The organism is Myxococcus sp. MxC21-1, from assembly GCF_032612255.1.
GTDB lineage: Bacteria > Myxococcota > Myxococcia > Myxococcales > Myxococcaceae > Myxococcus > Myxococcus virescens.
On sequence record NZ_CP123278.1, the window covers coordinates 8,671,805 to 8,686,402 of the forward strand.

Consider the following 14,598-nt stretch of genomic DNA (forward strand, 5'->3'; position numbering starts at 1 on the left):
CCTCTGCCTCCCGACAGGGGAGGCAATGACCTCCGCCGTCCCACGGAGGGGGATGGAAAAGCCGTGGCGCCGTCCTTACCTCACCCGCAGGGAGGCAACATGGCCGTTCGGACGATAGTGGCAGGCATCAAGAACAGGCGGCGGGTCGGCGCGCACGGAGCCCAACCGAGCGTGCAGGCCAGCAAGGGGCGCAAGACGCTGCCTCACGATGACGCGGCCGTGCTGCGGCGGCAGAAGACGCTGGAGCGCGTGACGCTAGGCCCCGCCGCCGAGGCACATGAGCCCAAGAGCCATCGGCGACGCGCGACGACGCTCAAGGGCCGCAAGAAGTCCCCCAGCGAGATGAACGTGAAGCACCTTGGCGGGCCAAAGAAGCGCCTGCCTCTTCATGGCGGCTAGCACGTACACGTCGTGACGCGGCCCCTGCCCCACAACCTCCGGGCAGGGGCCGTGCCCGTTTCAGGGGCCCGGTGGCCACAGCGCGCTGGCGCCAGGGTCCTCCGCCACATAGACGGCCCACACGCGCTCTCCGGGGCGCCGCAGCAGGTCCAACGCGTGCGGTGAAGGCAGGCCTCCTTCGACGCGCTGGCCATGCACCGTGAAGACGTAATCGAGCTGCACCAGGCGGCCGGCATGCAGCGTGGGCGCCACCTGACGCTCCACCCGCGTGATTTCAGCCGCCGCCGGCAGTCCCCAGACCAACGCCTTCAACTGGCGCTGCTGCTCGCGCCGCAGCGCCACCGGCCAACTTGTGCGCCGGAACAGCAGCCCCATGCCGATGAAGATGACGGACTGAAGGAGCAGGGGTCGCAGGAAGAACAGCCCCACCGGGAGCAGCATCACCCCCGCCCACAGGGCCAACGTCCCCAGCATGTAATGCTTGTGCAGCTTGGGCCGCGAGACGGCCGCGCGCTGGGCCCGGGTCAACCGACGCGGTGGCAACGGAGGCGGCGGACCTCGCGCAGCGCTCAAGGCCGCCTCCAGGCTCGCGCCACACCTCATACAGCGTGCCTCGGCGCCCACCGTGACGGCGTGCCCGCATCCAGGACAGACGATGCGGAACTCGCTCGACTCAGGCGAGAGGTACGGCACGTCCAGGACGATTCCACCGCGGCGCATGGCGCCACCATCGGAGCACCTCGCCCCGCGCCGCCGCAACCCGTCCCGGGATGCCATGACGGACTTTCCACGACACCACCAGACTTGGGCACCGGGGCCCGGCTGCTCCATTGCTCCCTGGCATCCCTCACCCGGCATTCCTACCTGTGTCGCTGGAGGTCGCATGCCAGAGAAAAGTCAGACGGAGCGGGTGAAGCGCGCGAAGCGGCAGGGAACGACGTTGGAGCTCAAGCCCTCCGACATGCATCTCGCCAGCGCGGACAGCACGCACCATGCAAAGAAGAGCGGCCGGCGGGCCCTGGGGAAACGGACCTTCGCGGATCGCAGCGTCAGTCCCCGCCACGCGCCAGGAAGGGGCCTCACGGCGAAAAGCCGCAAGCTGCCCGAGCCGGAGCCAGGCCAGAGCAGCACCTCGCGGCGCAAGACACTACCGTCCGCGGCCGCCGTGGCCTACCGCAAGGAGGGCCGCCCCAAGAAGACGACAGGACGCGGCGATACGACCCCGCTGAAGGCGGGCAAGGTCTACAAGCGCGCGGGTGCCCGGAAGACGAGCATCCGCGCCTGAGGCCCTCCCAGCCTGGAGCCATGCGCGATGAGTCATGACTCCAGGCCGTGGAAGGCGCCGCCGGTGCCTGCGCGGCGGCCGGACCTCCGCGCGAGCGGTGTAGCCCACCCGCGGCGTCCGTTCCCCCTCGCGCTCATTCCTCGGGGGCGACGCCGTTCACCTCCTCGGCCAGCCTGCGAACCTCGTCGTGCAGCTCGCGCAACTGCTCCAGGTTGCGCTGAAGGAGCACGTCGAGCTGCTCGCCCCGCCGCACGTCGCCTTCTGCCGCGGCGGCCTCGCGCTCGCGCGCCAACCGCACCACGTCTCGCTCCACCAGCGCCGCCAGTCGCGCCGTCTTCTCCAGCTCCCACTGGGCTGTTTGTGGCAGCTCGGGCTCGATGTCGTCGTTGTCCTCAGGCGGAGGAAAGGACTCCTCTGGCGAGGGCATCACGGGCTCGGGCGCCATCCGGGCCACCGTGACCTGGGGCGCCTCTTCCCGAGGCACGGGAGCGGGCGGCGCCACCTCGTGGGCCTTCACCGGCACCACACGGGGGGCGGCGCGGGTGGAGGCGGCGGCGGAGGCACGGCCATGGCGAGCAGCGCGGCGGGCAGCGGCTGGGGCTGGGGCCAGAGCTCCACGGCGCCCAGTGCCACGGCGAGCACGCCCGCACCGGTCAGAATCAAACGGTAACGAATCCGCATGGCCCCCTCCCCGCCCCGGCGCTCAGAAGCGCACCCGCCAGTCTCCATCCTGGCGCTCCACCCGTAGCAACCACGGTGCCGGACGCTCGCGTCCACCATGGGCCACCCGGGCCCGCACGAGGACGGCCTCGGCGTCGCGCCCGTCCACCGTCGATTCGACAATCCCCACCAGCGTGAGGCCATGCCCCCGCAGCTCCCGCACCGTCTCCACACACGGTCGCGCGCTTCCTCCCGTGACCAGCAGCGGTGCCAGGACCTCGCAGTCGCCCTCGGGCAGCGCCGAAAAGAAGTGGCGCACCACGGCCTCCGCGGCCCGCGTCTTCGACGCGTCGGAAGAACAGCCGAGCGCGGCCAGCATCAGCCACCCCATCCACCTCACTGGCGCGAACCGTCGTGACATGGCTCAGTAGCAATTGGGGGCGAACAGCTCGTCATCCACGGCGGCGGTGAATTGGTCATTGCACCAGCCGCTCACCAGGATGTGGCCATTGCGCACGCAGCTGTCGTGGTTGGTGGCGTCCACCGTATACTGGGTGTCCCCGCCGCACGTGCTGCCGCAGCGCCCGAAGCAGTTGCCCACCACCTTCGGCCGGTGCCAGTGGTTGGGCGAACCGCAGTGCCAGGTATCGCCGGCCAGAAAGAACTCGTCCCCGCTGCAGGAGTAGTGGTCACCGAGCTGGGCCAGCTGCTGGTTGCCGGGCCAGTCGAAGCCGCCCCGGTCACAGTCGTGCGTCGCGTGGGCGTACCAGTTGTAGCGCCCCTCGCAGCTGCCCGAGTTGCGCCCGTTGCACTGCGCATAGCTGCACAACATCGTGTAGCCACGCCCCTTCTCGCCCATCACCGCGCGCCGCAGCCCCACGGTGTCCGGGTACTGGGACCACATGCTCACCGCGCGGCGCAGATACATCGCCGCGGGGGCCGCCGCGTCTCCGGAGGGAAGCGTCTCATCGAGCTCGCGATAGAGGGCGGTGAGCAGCGCGCGGTCCGCGGCGCGCATCTGCGCGTCCATGGCATTCGCCTCCGCGAAACCATCCAGCGTGGAGACGCCGCGGGCCGGCTCCATCAACCCGGTGAGCGTCAACCCGCGCAGCCGGACCTCCAGCCGGTACACCCCTGGCTCCACCTCGCGGGAGGAGAACGTCACCGCCTCGTCCTCATGGACGAAGGTGCCCCGGGCGTCGCCTGGCGTGGCGGAGAGCGACAGTCCCGCCTGCCGTGAGCGGAGCTCGTCGCCCGTCTTCGCGGCGCCGCCACACGCACACGCCGCCAGCACCGCGCTCCACCACAGCTTCGTGCGCATCCTCGGATTCCTCCGGCCACGCGCAGGCCCGAGTCCTCCGTCCCGCTCACGTCAGGGGAGCACGGCCCAGCGACGGAGAATGCTCGCACCGGACGAATTCGTGAATAGAGCCCGGCGGTCTCAGACGTCTGTCCGCGCGAAGACAGGCAGCGGGCCGGCGGCGCGCGTCAGGCCGAAGTCTCCTTCGGGCAGGGACTCATGGCCGCCAATCACCAGCAGCCCGCCAGGGACCAGCCGCGCCACCAGCCGTGACAGGACCTCGCGTTGAAGCGGCGGCGCGAAGTAGGTGAAGGCGACGTTGCGGCACAGCACCAGGTGGAAGGGCCCGTCGGGCATCTGGGAGCGCAAGTCCTGCTGGAGGAAGTCCACCGCCCGCCGGTACTCCGGCGCAAGGCACGGTTCGTCACCGGGCCCCGGAAAGGCCCGCTCCGCCCAGTCACGCGGCAGCTCACGCAAGGCCCCGCGCGGATAGCAGCCCCGCGCCGCCCGCGCGAGCAGCCCCGCGTCCGCATCGGTGGCCACCAACGCCAGGCGCGCTCCCGGGAATCGAGGCTCGAGCCCCAGCTGGAAGAGCACCGACAGCGTGTAGGGCTCCTCGCCGGAAGCACAGCCCGCGCTCCACGCCCGCAACGTGGCCTCGCCCCGGGAGCGCAGGGACTCCAGCCGGGCGGGGAGCAAGTCCTGGCGCAGCACCTCGAAGACGCGCGCGTCCCGGTAGAAGCGGGAGATGGTGACGCGGCACAGCGCGTCGAGCACGTCCCACTCCGAGGGCTCCGCCTCCAGCCGGGCGCGGTAGGCCCCCGCGTCTGGCAGGCCCAGCGCCTTCAGCCTGCGGCCGATGCGCTTGCACACCTGCCCCCGGACGCGCCGGAAGCCCTCCCAGCGAAGGCGCAGGCGGGGCGCGGCCCACTGCAACAGCTCCACGCATTCACGGTCCGTCATCGGGTCGGCCTCCTCCTGGATGTCGGCACGGCCGCCGCGTCCGGGCAAGGGAAGGCCGCTTGCACCGGGCGGAGGCAGGCGGGATGTGGCATGACGCTCCGGCATTGTCCTTGGACCCCGGAGGAACCCACCCTTGAAGAGACTGAGCGCCCTCACCCTCTCCGCGGCACTGGCGTCGGCCGGCTGCACGCACACCCCCGCCGCGGCCCCCGAGCCCACCGCGCAGCAGGCCCCGGCCCCCGCCGCCGCGCCCAAGCCCGTGCCTCCTCCCGAAGGCGCCAGCGTCCTCTCTGGCCCCCTGGCCGACTTCACCGCCGCGTGTGACGCGGACCTCGAGCGCACCCGCGCGCAGGTGTCCGCCATCAAGGCGCTGGACGCGCGCAAGGACGGCCGGCCGTGCTCGCCGCCTATGACGAGGCCCTGGGCTCGCTGCTCGCCGCGGCCAACCGCTCCAGCCTCGCGCGCGAGGTGCATCCGGAGGCGGCCTTCCGCGACGCCGCGCGCGAGTGCGAACAGCGCGTGGACTCCGCCAACGTGGCGCTGTCCCAGGACCGAGGCGTCTATGACGTGCTGGCCGCGGTGGACCTGTCCAGCGCGGACGCGGCGACCCGGTACTGGATGGGCCGCGCGCTGCTCGACTTCCGCCGCGCCGGCGTGGACCGCGACGACGCCACCCGCGCCAAGGTGAAGTCGCTCAACGAGGAGCTGCTCAAGCTGGGGCAGCAGTTCAGCAAGAACATCGCCGAGGACGTCCGCAAGGTGACCTTCAAGCCCGCCGAGCTGGACGGCCTGCCGGAGGACTACCGCAAGGCGCACCCGCCGGGCGCGGACGGGCTGGTGGTCATCACCACCAACTACCCGGACTACTTCCCCTTCATGACGTACGCGAAGAACGCGAAGGCGCGCGAGAAGCTGTGGCGCACCTACCGCCAGCGCGCGTACCCGGCCAACCAGGACGTGCTGGCGCAGCTCATCGCCAAGCGCCACGAGCTGGCCACGCTGCTGGGCTACGCGAACTGGGCCGCGTACACCACCGAGACGAAGATGACGCGCACGCAGCAGGCGGCCGCGGACTTCATCGACCGGCTGGGCGTGGCCACCGAGGCCCGCGCGAAGCAGGAGTACGCGCAGCTCCTGGCGCGCAAGCAGAAGGACGTCAAGGGAGCCAAGGTGCTGGAGCCCTGGGACCAGGACTTCTACGAGGACCGGCTGCGCGCGGAGCGCTTCAGCTTCGACTCACAGGCGGTGCGGCCCTACTTCGAGTACGGCCGGGTGAAGGCGGGGGTGATGGACATCACCTCGCGCATCTGGGGCATCACCTACAAGCCGGTGAAGGACGCCCGGGTGTGGCAGCAGGAGGTGGAGACCTACGACGTGTTCGACGGCGACACGCTGCTGGGCCGCATCTACCTGGACATGCACCCGCGTGACGACAAGTACAAGCACGCGGCGCAGTTCGACCTCGTCGCGGGTCAGGCGGGCAAGCGCTACCCGGAGGCCTCGCTGGTGTGCAACTTCGCGCGCCCCGGCGAGCTGATGACGCACGACGAGGTGGAGACCTTCTTCCACGAGTTCGGCCACCTGCTGCACGCCATCTTCGGCGGGCACCTGAAGTGGGCGGGCATCGCGGGCACCCGCGTGGAGTGGGACTTCGTGGAGACGCCGTCCATGCTGCTCCAGCAGTGGGCGGGCAACCCGGAGGTGCTGAAGGAGTTCGCGAAGCACCACGAGACGAACCAGCCCATCCCTTCAGAGATGGTGGAGAAGCTCCGCGCGTCGAAGGAGTTCGGCCAGGGCCTGTGGGCGCGGCGGCAGCTGTTCCTGTCCGCGGTGAGCCTGGACTATTACTCCCGCGAGCCGGGCTTCGACACGACCGAGGCCCTGGTTGCCCTGCAGACCCGGCTCAGCCCCTTCAAGCACGAGCACCGTGACGGCACGCACTTCGAGGTGGCCTTCGGGCACCTGGATGGCTACTCGGCGGCGTACTACACGTACCTCTGGTCCTCCGTCATCGCGAAGGACCTGGAGACCGAGTTCCAGAAGAAGGGCTTCCTCGACCGGGAGACGGCGATGAAGTACCGCCGCACCGTGCTGGAGCCCGGCGGCTCCAAGCCCGCCGCCGAGCTGGTGAAGGACTTCCTCGGGCGCGAGTACGGCTTCGACGCGTACCGCGCGTATCTCGACGCGAAGTAAGGAGCCCGCGGCATCCACGCGAACGCAGCTTGCACGCCGCAGGCTGCGTTCGTCCGCGGTTCCTTCGCCGGGAACTTCGTTACCCATTCGCGCCAATCTCTTCCCAGCGCGCTTCCGGGTAGCCAACGCCGTCCTGCCCCCTGAAACAACGGAGAGGTCCACCAGGCGACGCGCCTGGGTGGAGAGCACATTGCTACGGCTTCAGCTGTCCCGGCTTCGGATGGGGCAGTGTGGAGGGGGGTAGCCGACGTGACACCCATGCATCGACGAAGAGGGGGCTGGCTCTTCCTTGCGGGCGCAAGTCTCGCCCTGCTGGTGACCAGCTGCACCGATGACAACCCAATGGCCCGGGTCAAACCCGACGAGGATGTGCCAGGAGAACCGGGTCCACCGGGGCAGCCCCCGGTGGCAGGCGAGTGCGAGAACGCGCCCCAGAATCCGGGACGCGTCACGCTTCACCGTCTCAACCGCGCGGAATACAACGCCACCGTGCGGGACCTGCTGGGAGACACCACCCAGCCGGCCCAGGACTTCCCTATCGACGACCACGGCTACGGCTTCGACAACATCGCCGACGTGCTCTCGCTGTCGCCGCTGTTGATGGAGAAGTACTCCGCCGCGGCGGAGCGGCTGGTGAATGACGCCTGGACGCGCGGCGTCTTCAACTCCTGCGCGCTGGACCCGCTCAACCCCGCGCCGTGCGCGCACGAAATCCTCTCCAACTTCGCCCGCCGCGCCTGGCGCCGGCCGGTGCAGCAGGAAGAGGTCGACAAGCTGATGACCTTCGTCAACCTGTCGAGCCAGCACGCGGACCCGCCCGAGGTGGGCGTGAAGCTGGCCCTGCGCTCGGTGCTCGTCTCACCGCACTTCCTCTTCCGGGTGGAGAAGAACGCGCCGCCAGGAAGCACCGAACCGTACACGCTCGACAACTTCGAGCTGGCCAGCAGGCTCTCCTACTTCCTGTGGAGCAGCATGCCGGACGACGCGCTGTTCGCCGCCGCCGAAGCGGGCAAGCTGAGCGACCCCGCGGAGGTGGAGGCCCAGGTGCGGCGCATGCTCGCGGACCCGAAGGCACGCGCGCTGGTGGAGAACTTCGCCGGCCAGTGGCTCTTCACCCGCGCGCTGGGTACCGCCGTCCCGGACGGCACGCTCTATGGCGCGTTCAACGAGGAACTGCGCGCCGCCATGCGCACGGAGACGGAGCTCTTCTTCGCGGAGTTCCTCTCCGGTGACCACAAGCTGAAGGACCTCATCGACGCGCCGTTCACCTACGTGAACGACCAGCTGGCCGCCCACTACGGCCTGCCATTGCCCGGCAGCCCCACGCACAAGCGCGTGGACCTCACGGGCCACCCGGAGCGCAGCGGCATCTTCGGCAAGGGCTCGCTGCTCACCGTCACGTCCAACCCGGACCGCACCTCACCGGTGCAGCGCGGCGTCTGGGTGTTGGAGCAGCTGCTGTGCTCGGCGCCGCCGCCGCCGCCGCCGAACGTGGAGAACCTGCCGCCGCCCATCACGCCGGACATGACGATGAAGGAGCGCATGGCGCTCCACCGCAGCGCGCCGGCGTGCCAGGGCTGCCACCGGCTGATGGACCCGCTGGGGCTGGCGATGGAGAACTTCGACCCCATTGGCCGCTGGCGCCTCCAGGAGGTGAGCGGCGCGCCCGTGGACGCCACGGGTGACCTGCCCGACGGCGCCATCCTCAACGGGGTGCGCGACATGCAGACCTACCTGAAGGAGGACCCGAAGCTGACCAACTGCATCACCGAGCACATGCTCACCTATGCCACGGGCCGTGGCCTGGACGAGGCCGACCACTGCGCGGTGAAGGATGTCGCCGAAAAGGCCGAGGCCCGCGGTGGGCGGCTCGTCGACTACATCCTCAGCATCGTCTCGAGCAGCCACTTCACGCAGCGTGGCGCCGAGGAGGAGCAGACGCCATGAGCAAGAAATTCAGACTCTCGCGACGGACCGTCTTGCGGGGAACGGGGGCGCTGATGGCGCTGCCCCTGTTGGAGCAGATGCTTCCCAGCAAGGCACATGGCGCGCCGGGCACCGTGCCCCGCAGATTGGCCGTCTTCTACACGCCCAACGGCATCCACATGCAGAAGTGGACGCCCACGATAGAGGGCCCCGCGTGGGAGCTGACGCCCACGCTGGAGCCCCTGGCCGCGGTGAAGAACGACCTGCTGGTCGTCACCGGCTTGGCGAACAGGCCTGCCTTCCCGGATGGTGACGGGCACCATGCCGCCGCCACCGGCGCGTTCCTGTCCTGCGCCAAGGTGTACAAGACGGAGGGCACCAACATCCGCGTGGGCATCTCCATGGACCAGGTCATCGCCAACCACATGACGGCGACGCGGGCCACCCGCTATGGGTCCATGGAGCTGGGCATCGACGCGGGCCGCGGCATCGGAAACTGCGACTCCGGCTACGCGTGCCCGTATGCCAACAACATCGCGTGGGCGGGGCCTCGGACACCGGTGGCCAAGGAGACCAACGCGCAGGCCGCGTTCAACCGGCTCTTCGCGGGCGGCATCCCCGGAGAGACGCAGGCACAAATCGAGAAGCGGCGCGCTTACGGCAAGAGCATCATCGACGTCGTGCGCGATGACGCCACCGCGCTGAAGGGCCGGCTGGGCACCTCGGACCTGCAGAAGCTGGATGAGTACTTCACCAGCGTGCGGGAGTTGGAGAAGCGGGTGGAGGACGTGTCCGTCCCATCCATGACCTGCGCCACGGGAGCCGCTCCCATCGTGTCCGAGGACCCGACGGAGAAGACCAAGGCGATGATGGACCTCATCATCCTCGCCTTCCAGTGTGACCTCACCCGGGTGGCCACCTTCATGCTGGCCAACGCGCGCGCCAACAAGGTCTACCCCTTCCTGGGGCTCAGCGGCGCACACCACACGTACTCGCACCACCAGAAGTCGCAGTCCAACTACAACGCGCTCGCCACCATCGACAAATGGGAGGTGACGCTCCTCCAGTACCTGCTGGAGCGCATGAAGTCGGTCATCGAGGCCAACGGCCTGTCGATGCTCGACAACTCGATGGTCTACTTCTCCAGCGAAATCGGCGACGGGGACTCTCACAACCACGTCAACCTGCCCATCATCCTGGCGGGCAGGGGCGGCGGCGCGCTCACCCCGGGCCGGCACATCGTCTACCAGGAGGACCCGCTGGCCAACCTGTACATCTACCTGATGCAGGCCATGGGCGTGCCCAACATCACCACCTTCGGTGACGACGGGACGGGCCCGCTGCCGGGCCTTGTGTAGCGCCGGCGTTCCCGTGCGCGGCGGAGCATGCGAGCGGGCGGCCCACCGCGCGCAATGCCCCGCCGCGCACGCTTCACATGCATGAGCGGGCGTCCTGGCGCATCATCCCCCTCATGCCTTCCTTCTCCCGCGTCTCCCGCTGGTCCGCCTTGCTCCTGCTGCCGCCGCTGCTCGGCTGCGGGAGCGGTGGCACCCAACAGGGGCGGCGACAGAACGCCACCTCCCGGCAGGCCGTGGCCACAAGGCAGCCCGCCGCGTCCGCGAAGCCGAAAGAGCCACGCGCGGCCCTTCCCGATGCGAAGGACTTCTCCCGGGACATGGTGGCCGCGCACAACCTGGCGCGCTCCCGGGCCCAGCCCGCCCCCAAGCCCGCGCTGCCGCCGCTGGCCTGGTCCACCCAGGCCGAGCGCAAGGCCGCGTCCTGGGCGAAGGCCTGCAAGTTCGAGCACAACCCAGACCGGGGCGACTTCGGAGAGAACCTCGCTGCCGCCACGCCCGGCACGTGGACCACGTCCCAGGTGGTGAAGAGCTGGGCGGATGAAGCCGCGGACTACGACTACCGGCGCAACACCTGCCAGAAGGGCAAGGTGTGCGGGCACTACACGCAGGTGGTGTGGCGCAAGACGGCGGCCGTGGGGTGCGCCACGGTGATGTGCAACAAGAACTCACCGTTCGGCGCGAAGTTCCCTACCTGGCAGCTCTGGGTGTGCAACTACGCGCCGCCGGGCAACTGGGTGGGTCAGCGGCCCTACTGACCGCGCCCCACGGGGCCGGTGTGTCCCGGGTGCCGGACACTCACGCGGCGGGAGGTGACGGCCCTCCGCCTGGCGGCGGATAATCCCCCCATGCTCCGCCCCACGCCCCGCCATCTTCGACCGCTTGGCCTGCTCATCCCCCTGCTCCTCACCGGCTGTGGCTCCGACACACCCGGAGAGGAGGACGGCGACACCGAGCCGCTGGTCATGACGCAGTTCGACCGCGACATGCTGGCCGCGCACAACGCCGCGCGGAGGAACGTGTCGCCCGCGGCCTCCCCCGCGCTGGAGGACCTGACGTGGGACGAGCAGGCGACGCGCACGGCGAAGGCCTACGCAGCGAAGTGCCAGTTCTCGCACAACCCGAATCGCGGCAACCTGGGGGAGAACCTCACCGCGGCATCGTCCAGCGCCATGGGCGCCCAGGGCGTGGTGCAGGGCTGGGTGGACGAGGCCGTCCACTACGACCACGCCGCCAACACCTGCGCGAGCGGCAAGGTCTGCGGCCACTACACCCAGGTGGTGTGGCGCAACACGCGGGCCCTGGGCTGCGCCGTCCAGGAGTGCACGACGAACTCGCCCTTCGGTTCCCAGTTCCCCCATTGGACGCTCTGGGTGTGCAACTACGCGCCGCCGGGCAACTACGTGGGCCAGCGCCCCTACTGACGCAGGTGCTGGTCCAGGAAGGCCGCCACCTGCTGCCAGGCACCCGCGGCGGCCTGCGCGTCGTAGCGCTCACTCGACGGGTTGGCGAAGGCGTGCTCTGCCTCGAACTCCAGGATGTAGTGCCGCACGCCCGCATCATCCAAGGCCTGCCGGAAGGCCTGCACCGTCTCCAGGGGGATGGACGGGTCCTTCGTGCCGAAGATGCCCAGCACCGGCGCGCGGATGGCGGCGAGCTCCCGCGCCTCCGTCACCGGGTTGCCGTAGTAGAGGACCGCCGCGTCCAGCTCCGGCATGGCCATGGCCGCGTGCAGGGACCAGCCGCCCCCGAAGCACCAGCCGATGGTGCCCGTGCGCGGCGCCTGCACCCGCGCGTCCTGCTGCAAGAAGGTGTGCGCGGCCGTCAGCATCGCCTGTGCACGCGCCGGGTCCACGGCCTTCAGCAGCGCCAGCGCCTCATCCCGCGTGGTGGCCACCTTGCCGCCATACAGGTCCACCGCCAGCGCGGCGTAGCCCTCCGCGGCCAGCCGGTCCGTCCAGTGGCGGATGTGGTCATTGAGCCCCCACCACTCATGGATGACGATGATGGCGGGCAGCGGCCCCTGGGCGCCCTGGGGCAGGCTCAGGTAGGCCTTCGTGCCGGCCACCTCCACCTCCTGGCCCTTGAGCACTGGCGGCGCGTCCTCCCGGAGCGTGTGCAGCGCCTTGAACTCCGACTCGGAGACAGCGCCCGTGGCGGACGGCTCGCGGAGCACTTCCCGGGCGCGGCCCTGGACACAGGCGCTCAGCAGCAGCGCTCCCATCATCAACAGCAGGCCCTGGCGCATGATGTGTCGACCTCCGTGGGTTGGCCCGTCCCCGAGGCGGAGACGCTGGCGACGGGTGGACTACCCCGAGGCAGCGCCCCGCCGCCACCCCGGTGCCCGCGAACGCGAAGAGGGCTGGGAGGGAAGAATCCCCCGCCAGCCCCCTGGGCGTCCTGCGTGAAGACGGTGACTACTTCTTCTCGGCCGCGGAGGGCTTGCCCGCCGGCGGCGTGCCGCCCATGGCCGGCATCTCCGGCGGCTTGACGATCTCCAGCAGCTCCACCTCGAACACCAGGGCGGCCCCGCCCGGGATGTTCGGCGGCGCGCCGCGGTCACCGTAGGCGATGTCGGACGGGCACACGAGCTTGGCCTTGCCGCCCACTTTCATCTTCTGCACGCCCTCGGTCCAGCACTTGATGACGCCCTGGAGCGGGAACTGCGTGGGCTCGCCACGCTTGTGCGAGCTGTCGAACTCGGTGCCGTCCGGCAGCGTGCCACGGTAGTGCACCTTCACGATGTCCGACGCCTGGGGCGACGCGCCCGTACCGGCGGTCAGCTCCTTGTAGATGAGGCCGGACTCCGTCTTCTGGGCGCCCTCTTCCTTCGAGGCCGTCTCCAGGAACGCCTTCGCCTTCTCCTTCTCAGCCTCCGCCTTGCGGGTGCTGCGCGCGCGCGCCAGCTCCTGCAGCTTCGGGCCGTACGTCTCCAGCTCCACCGCGGGCTTCTCGCCCTTCACCTGCGCGGAGATGCCCGCCTTGACGTACTCCAGCTCCTCAGGAGTCATGTCGAACACGCTCACGCTGCGGCCAATGGACAGGCCGAGCGCGTACAGCGTCTTCTGGTCCTCCGTCTGCGGATTCGCGCTCGCGCCGGGCGCCGTCGCCGTCGCCGCCGGCGTCGAATCCGTCTTGCCCTGCTGCTGGCAGCCCGCCAGCACCAGCATTCCCGCGACCAGCCACGTCTTCTGCATGTCGTTGCCCTTCCTTGCTTTTTAGAGCGGCAGTGAGACATCGCCGCAGTCAGTTCTGAGGGGCGACTTACTACAGAAATGGCCTGACTTCCGGTTCGACGGCACCCCAGAAGCGTCCCCGTTCCTGAGCGACACCCCGCCCGCCCCCAGGGCGACCTCGTGTCCTCTCCAGGAGGTGGGGTTTTTCATTACCCCTTCCACCCGGCGTCAGCCTCTCCCGCCTCCAGGTAGCCCAGCAGCGGCGCCAGCACGGGCGCGACGCGCTTGTAGGCCGCGGTGTCGGCGGGCACGGTGCGCAGCACGCGGGCCAGCCGCTGCCGCCGACCGGGCGCTTCCACTTCCGAGGCCACCGGGGCCACGTAGGTGTGGATGGTGAAGAGGATGGCGCGCGTGCGGGGCAGCCGGGTGAGCGTCTGACGCTCCAGGCGGAGGAAGCAACGCTCGCCCGCATTGTCCGGGGTGATGCCGTCGAACAAGTGCCGCCACTCCGGCAGCGTGCGCGGCTCCAGGTCCAGCCGCTCCGTGACGCTGATGGCCCAGTTGCAGCGCGTGACGGGGCGCCCGGGCTTCAGGCCCTCCATCAACTTCAGCGTGGAGGGCCCCAGCTTCGCGTTGAACTGGGGCACCGGCTCGTGGACGGCCAGCAGCGACCGGCCCAGTTTGTCCCCCAAGCACCACCCGGAAGGGAAACACAACTGGCCCGCCACCAGCGGGAACCCCTCATGCGTGCCGTCCAGCAGCAGCAGGTCCTCCTGAACCTGCCGGCCAAACCAGTCCAGCGGCGCCAGCGGCAGGCTCGCCGCGTCCCCCGGCGTGAAGTGCGTCCGCGTGCCCAGCAGGCGGTTGTGCCAGCACCAGCGCGTGCCCTCCACCTCCAGCGAGAAGTGCTCCGGCGATTGACGCGCCATGGCAGGCAGCAGCACCGTCAACGTCTCCCATTGGAGTTCCTCTGTTCCGGGCCCTCCCTGGAAGCGCTCGGCGTGCCCCGCCGTCAGCAGCGCCGCCTTCAATGCCACTTCGTCCGCATAGCGCGGCGCGTCTACTTCAATGAGTGTCTCTTCGGGCCTCAGCGCACGCACGCCCAGCGACATTGAAAAGACATCCTGCTCGAAGGGGAAGTAAGGCAGCACCGCGTCGACCTCTCATGAAGGATTGGAGCAATTTATCAATCGCGTTGCAGAACGCATCGCGTCACGGAAGGGTGGCTGTTTTTCGATGTCTCACCCTTGAGGTTGTTCATCTTCACGGGGAGGATTCGCATTCCGGGCCGCGCCCTGGAGCCTCGTGCTCAGAAGCCAGAAGGCGCAGCACTTCCACAGG

The 14,598-nt window shown here is 69.7% G+C and carries 15 protein-coding genes and 1 pseudogene; 7 read left to right on the forward strand and 9 right to left on the reverse strand.

Annotated elements, in window-relative coordinates; all coding sequences use genetic code 11:
* Positions 1-171: 171 nt before the first annotated feature.
* The gene (locus QEG98_RS39085; protein WP_141257040.1) at positions 172-399 is read left to right on the forward strand and encodes a hypothetical protein; all 228 of its coding nucleotides are present in this window, start codon (positions 172-174) and stop codon (positions 397-399) included.
* Positions 400-459: 60 nt separating this feature from the next.
* On the opposite strand, the gene QEG98_RS39090 is transcribed toward QEG98_RS39085, so the two are convergent.
* Positions 460-1,119: a hypothetical protein gene (locus QEG98_RS39090; RefSeq protein ID WP_228560931.1), complete on the reverse strand. Its 660-nt coding sequence runs from the start codon at positions 1,117-1,119 to the stop codon at positions 460-462.
* 163 nt (positions 1,120-1,282) lie between these two features.
* Between QEG98_RS39090 and QEG98_RS39095 the strand changes: the two genes are divergently transcribed.
* Positions 1,283-1,684: a hypothetical protein gene (locus QEG98_RS39095; protein WP_316564951.1), complete on the forward strand. Its 402-nt coding sequence runs from the start codon at positions 1,283-1,285 to the stop codon at positions 1,682-1,684.
* 133 nt (positions 1,685-1,817) lie between these two features.
* On the opposite strand, the gene QEG98_RS39100 is transcribed toward QEG98_RS39095, so the two are convergent.
* The 5 genes from QEG98_RS39100 to QEG98_RS39120 all read right to left on the reverse strand — a co-directional run bounded on the left by QEG98_RS39100 (position 1,818) and on the right by QEG98_RS39120 (position 4,607).
* A complete protein-coding gene (locus QEG98_RS39100; protein WP_316564952.1) occupies positions 1,818-2,210 on the reverse strand; it encodes a hypothetical protein in 393 nt (130 codons plus the stop codon).
* Positions 2,198-2,365, reverse strand: a complete 168-nt coding sequence (locus QEG98_RS39105; RefSeq protein WP_316564953.1) for a hypothetical protein — start codon at positions 2,363-2,365, stop codon at positions 2,198-2,200. The genes QEG98_RS39100 and QEG98_RS39105 overlap by 13 nt, the downstream gene beginning before the upstream one ends.
* Before the next feature lie 22 nt (positions 2,366-2,387).
* Complete coding sequence (locus tag QEG98_RS39110; protein ID WP_316564954.1) at positions 2,388-2,765, reverse strand: hypothetical protein; 378 nt, start codon at positions 2,763-2,765, stop codon at positions 2,388-2,390.
* Positions 2,766-2,768: 3 nt separating this feature from the next.
* Positions 2,769-3,665, reverse strand: coding sequence for a hypothetical protein (locus tag QEG98_RS39115; protein WP_316564955.1), 897 nt, complete (start codon positions 3,663-3,665; stop codon positions 2,769-2,771).
* Positions 3,666-3,785: 120 nt separating this feature from the next.
* Entirely contained in the window at positions 3,786-4,607 is an 822-nt protein-coding gene (locus QEG98_RS39120) for a CheR family methyltransferase (protein ID WP_316564956.1), read from the reverse strand.
* Between the two features lie 133 nt (positions 4,608-4,740).
* Between QEG98_RS39120 and QEG98_RS39125 the strand changes: the two are divergent.
* The 5 genes and pseudogenes from QEG98_RS39125 to QEG98_RS39145 all read left to right on the forward strand — a co-directional run bounded on the left by QEG98_RS39125 (position 4,741) and on the right by QEG98_RS39145 (position 11,505).
* Positions 4,741-6,800 (forward strand): annotated as a pseudogene (locus QEG98_RS39125) (M3 family metallopeptidase).
* A gap of 258 nt (positions 6,801-7,058) precedes the next feature.
* Positions 7,059-8,747: a DUF1592 domain-containing protein gene (locus QEG98_RS39130; RefSeq protein ID WP_316564958.1), complete on the forward strand. Its 1,689-nt coding sequence runs from the start codon at positions 7,059-7,061 to the stop codon at positions 8,745-8,747.
* A complete protein-coding gene (locus tag QEG98_RS39135) occupies positions 8,744-10,084 on the forward strand; it encodes a DUF1552 domain-containing protein (RefSeq protein WP_316564959.1) in 1,341 nt (446 codons plus the stop codon). Before QEG98_RS39130 ends, QEG98_RS39135 begins: the two co-directional genes overlap by 4 nt.
* Positions 10,085-10,161: 77 nt before the next feature.
* Positions 10,162-10,839, forward strand: coding sequence for a CAP domain-containing protein (locus QEG98_RS39140; protein ID WP_316564960.1), 678 nt, complete (start codon positions 10,162-10,164; stop codon positions 10,837-10,839).
* Between the two features lie 90 nt (positions 10,840-10,929).
* Positions 10,930-11,505, forward strand: a complete 576-nt coding sequence (locus QEG98_RS39145) for a CAP domain-containing protein (RefSeq protein WP_316564961.1) — start codon at positions 10,930-10,932, stop codon at positions 11,503-11,505.
* Here QEG98_RS39145 and QEG98_RS39150 read toward each other — a convergent pair.
* The 3 genes from QEG98_RS39150 to QEG98_RS39160 form a co-directional block, all read right to left on the reverse strand.
* Positions 11,499-12,329 (reverse strand): dienelactone hydrolase family protein, encoded by an 831-nt coding sequence (locus tag QEG98_RS39150; RefSeq protein ID WP_316564962.1) that lies wholly within the window; start codon positions 12,327-12,329, stop codon positions 11,499-11,501. The genes QEG98_RS39145 and QEG98_RS39150 overlap by 7 nt on opposite strands.
* Before the next feature lie 169 nt (positions 12,330-12,498).
* Positions 12,499-13,278, reverse strand: a complete 780-nt coding sequence (locus tag QEG98_RS39155; protein WP_090493683.1) for an FKBP-type peptidyl-prolyl cis-trans isomerase — start codon at positions 13,276-13,278, stop codon at positions 12,499-12,501.
* Positions 13,279-13,466: 188 nt separating this feature from the next.
* Positions 13,467-14,408, reverse strand: coding sequence for a DUF3445 domain-containing protein (locus QEG98_RS39160; RefSeq protein WP_316564963.1), 942 nt, complete (start codon positions 14,406-14,408; stop codon positions 13,467-13,469).
* Between the last annotated feature and the right edge of the window lie 190 nt (positions 14,409-14,598).

Bases quoted from the DNA above. Each gene is read 5' to 3' on its own strand.
- QEG98_RS39090 (WP_228560931.1), bottom strand. From the start codon at position 1,119: ATGCGCCGCGGTGGAATCGTCCTGGACGTGCCGTACCTCTCGCCTGAG.
- QEG98_RS39095 (WP_316564951.1), top strand. From the start codon at position 1,283: ATGCCAGAGAAAAGTCAGACGGAGCGGGTGAAGCGCGCGAAGCGGCAG.
- QEG98_RS39105 (WP_316564953.1), bottom strand. From the start codon at position 2,365: ATGCGGATTCGTTACCGTTTGATTCTGACCGGTGCGGGCGTGCTCGCC.
- QEG98_RS39110 (WP_316564954.1), bottom strand. From the start codon at position 2,765: ATGTCACGACGGTTCGCGCCAGTGAGGTGGATGGGGTGGCTGATGCTG.
- QEG98_RS39115 (WP_316564955.1), bottom strand. From the start codon at position 3,665: ATGCGCACGAAGCTGTGGTGGAGCGCGGTGCTGGCGGCGTGTGCGTGT.
- QEG98_RS39120 (WP_316564956.1), bottom strand. From the start codon at position 4,607: ATGACGGACCGTGAATGCGTGGAGCTGTTGCAGTGGGCCGCGCCCCGC.
- QEG98_RS39130 (WP_316564958.1), top strand. From the start codon at position 7,059: ATGCATCGACGAAGAGGGGGCTGGCTCTTCCTTGCGGGCGCAAGTCTC.
- QEG98_RS39135 (WP_316564959.1), top strand. From the start codon at position 8,744: ATGAGCAAGAAATTCAGACTCTCGCGACGGACCGTCTTGCGGGGAACG.
- QEG98_RS39140 (WP_316564960.1), top strand. From the start codon at position 10,162: ATGCATGAGCGGGCGTCCTGGCGCATCATCCCCCTCATGCCTTCCTTC.
- QEG98_RS39145 (WP_316564961.1), top strand. From the start codon at position 10,930: ATGCTCCGCCCCACGCCCCGCCATCTTCGACCGCTTGGCCTGCTCATC.
- QEG98_RS39150 (WP_316564962.1), bottom strand. From the start codon at position 12,329: ATGCGCCAGGGCCTGCTGTTGATGATGGGAGCGCTGCTGCTGAGCGCC.
- QEG98_RS39155 (WP_090493683.1), bottom strand. From the start codon at position 13,278: ATGCAGAAGACGTGGCTGGTCGCGGGAATGCTGGTGCTGGCGGGCTGC.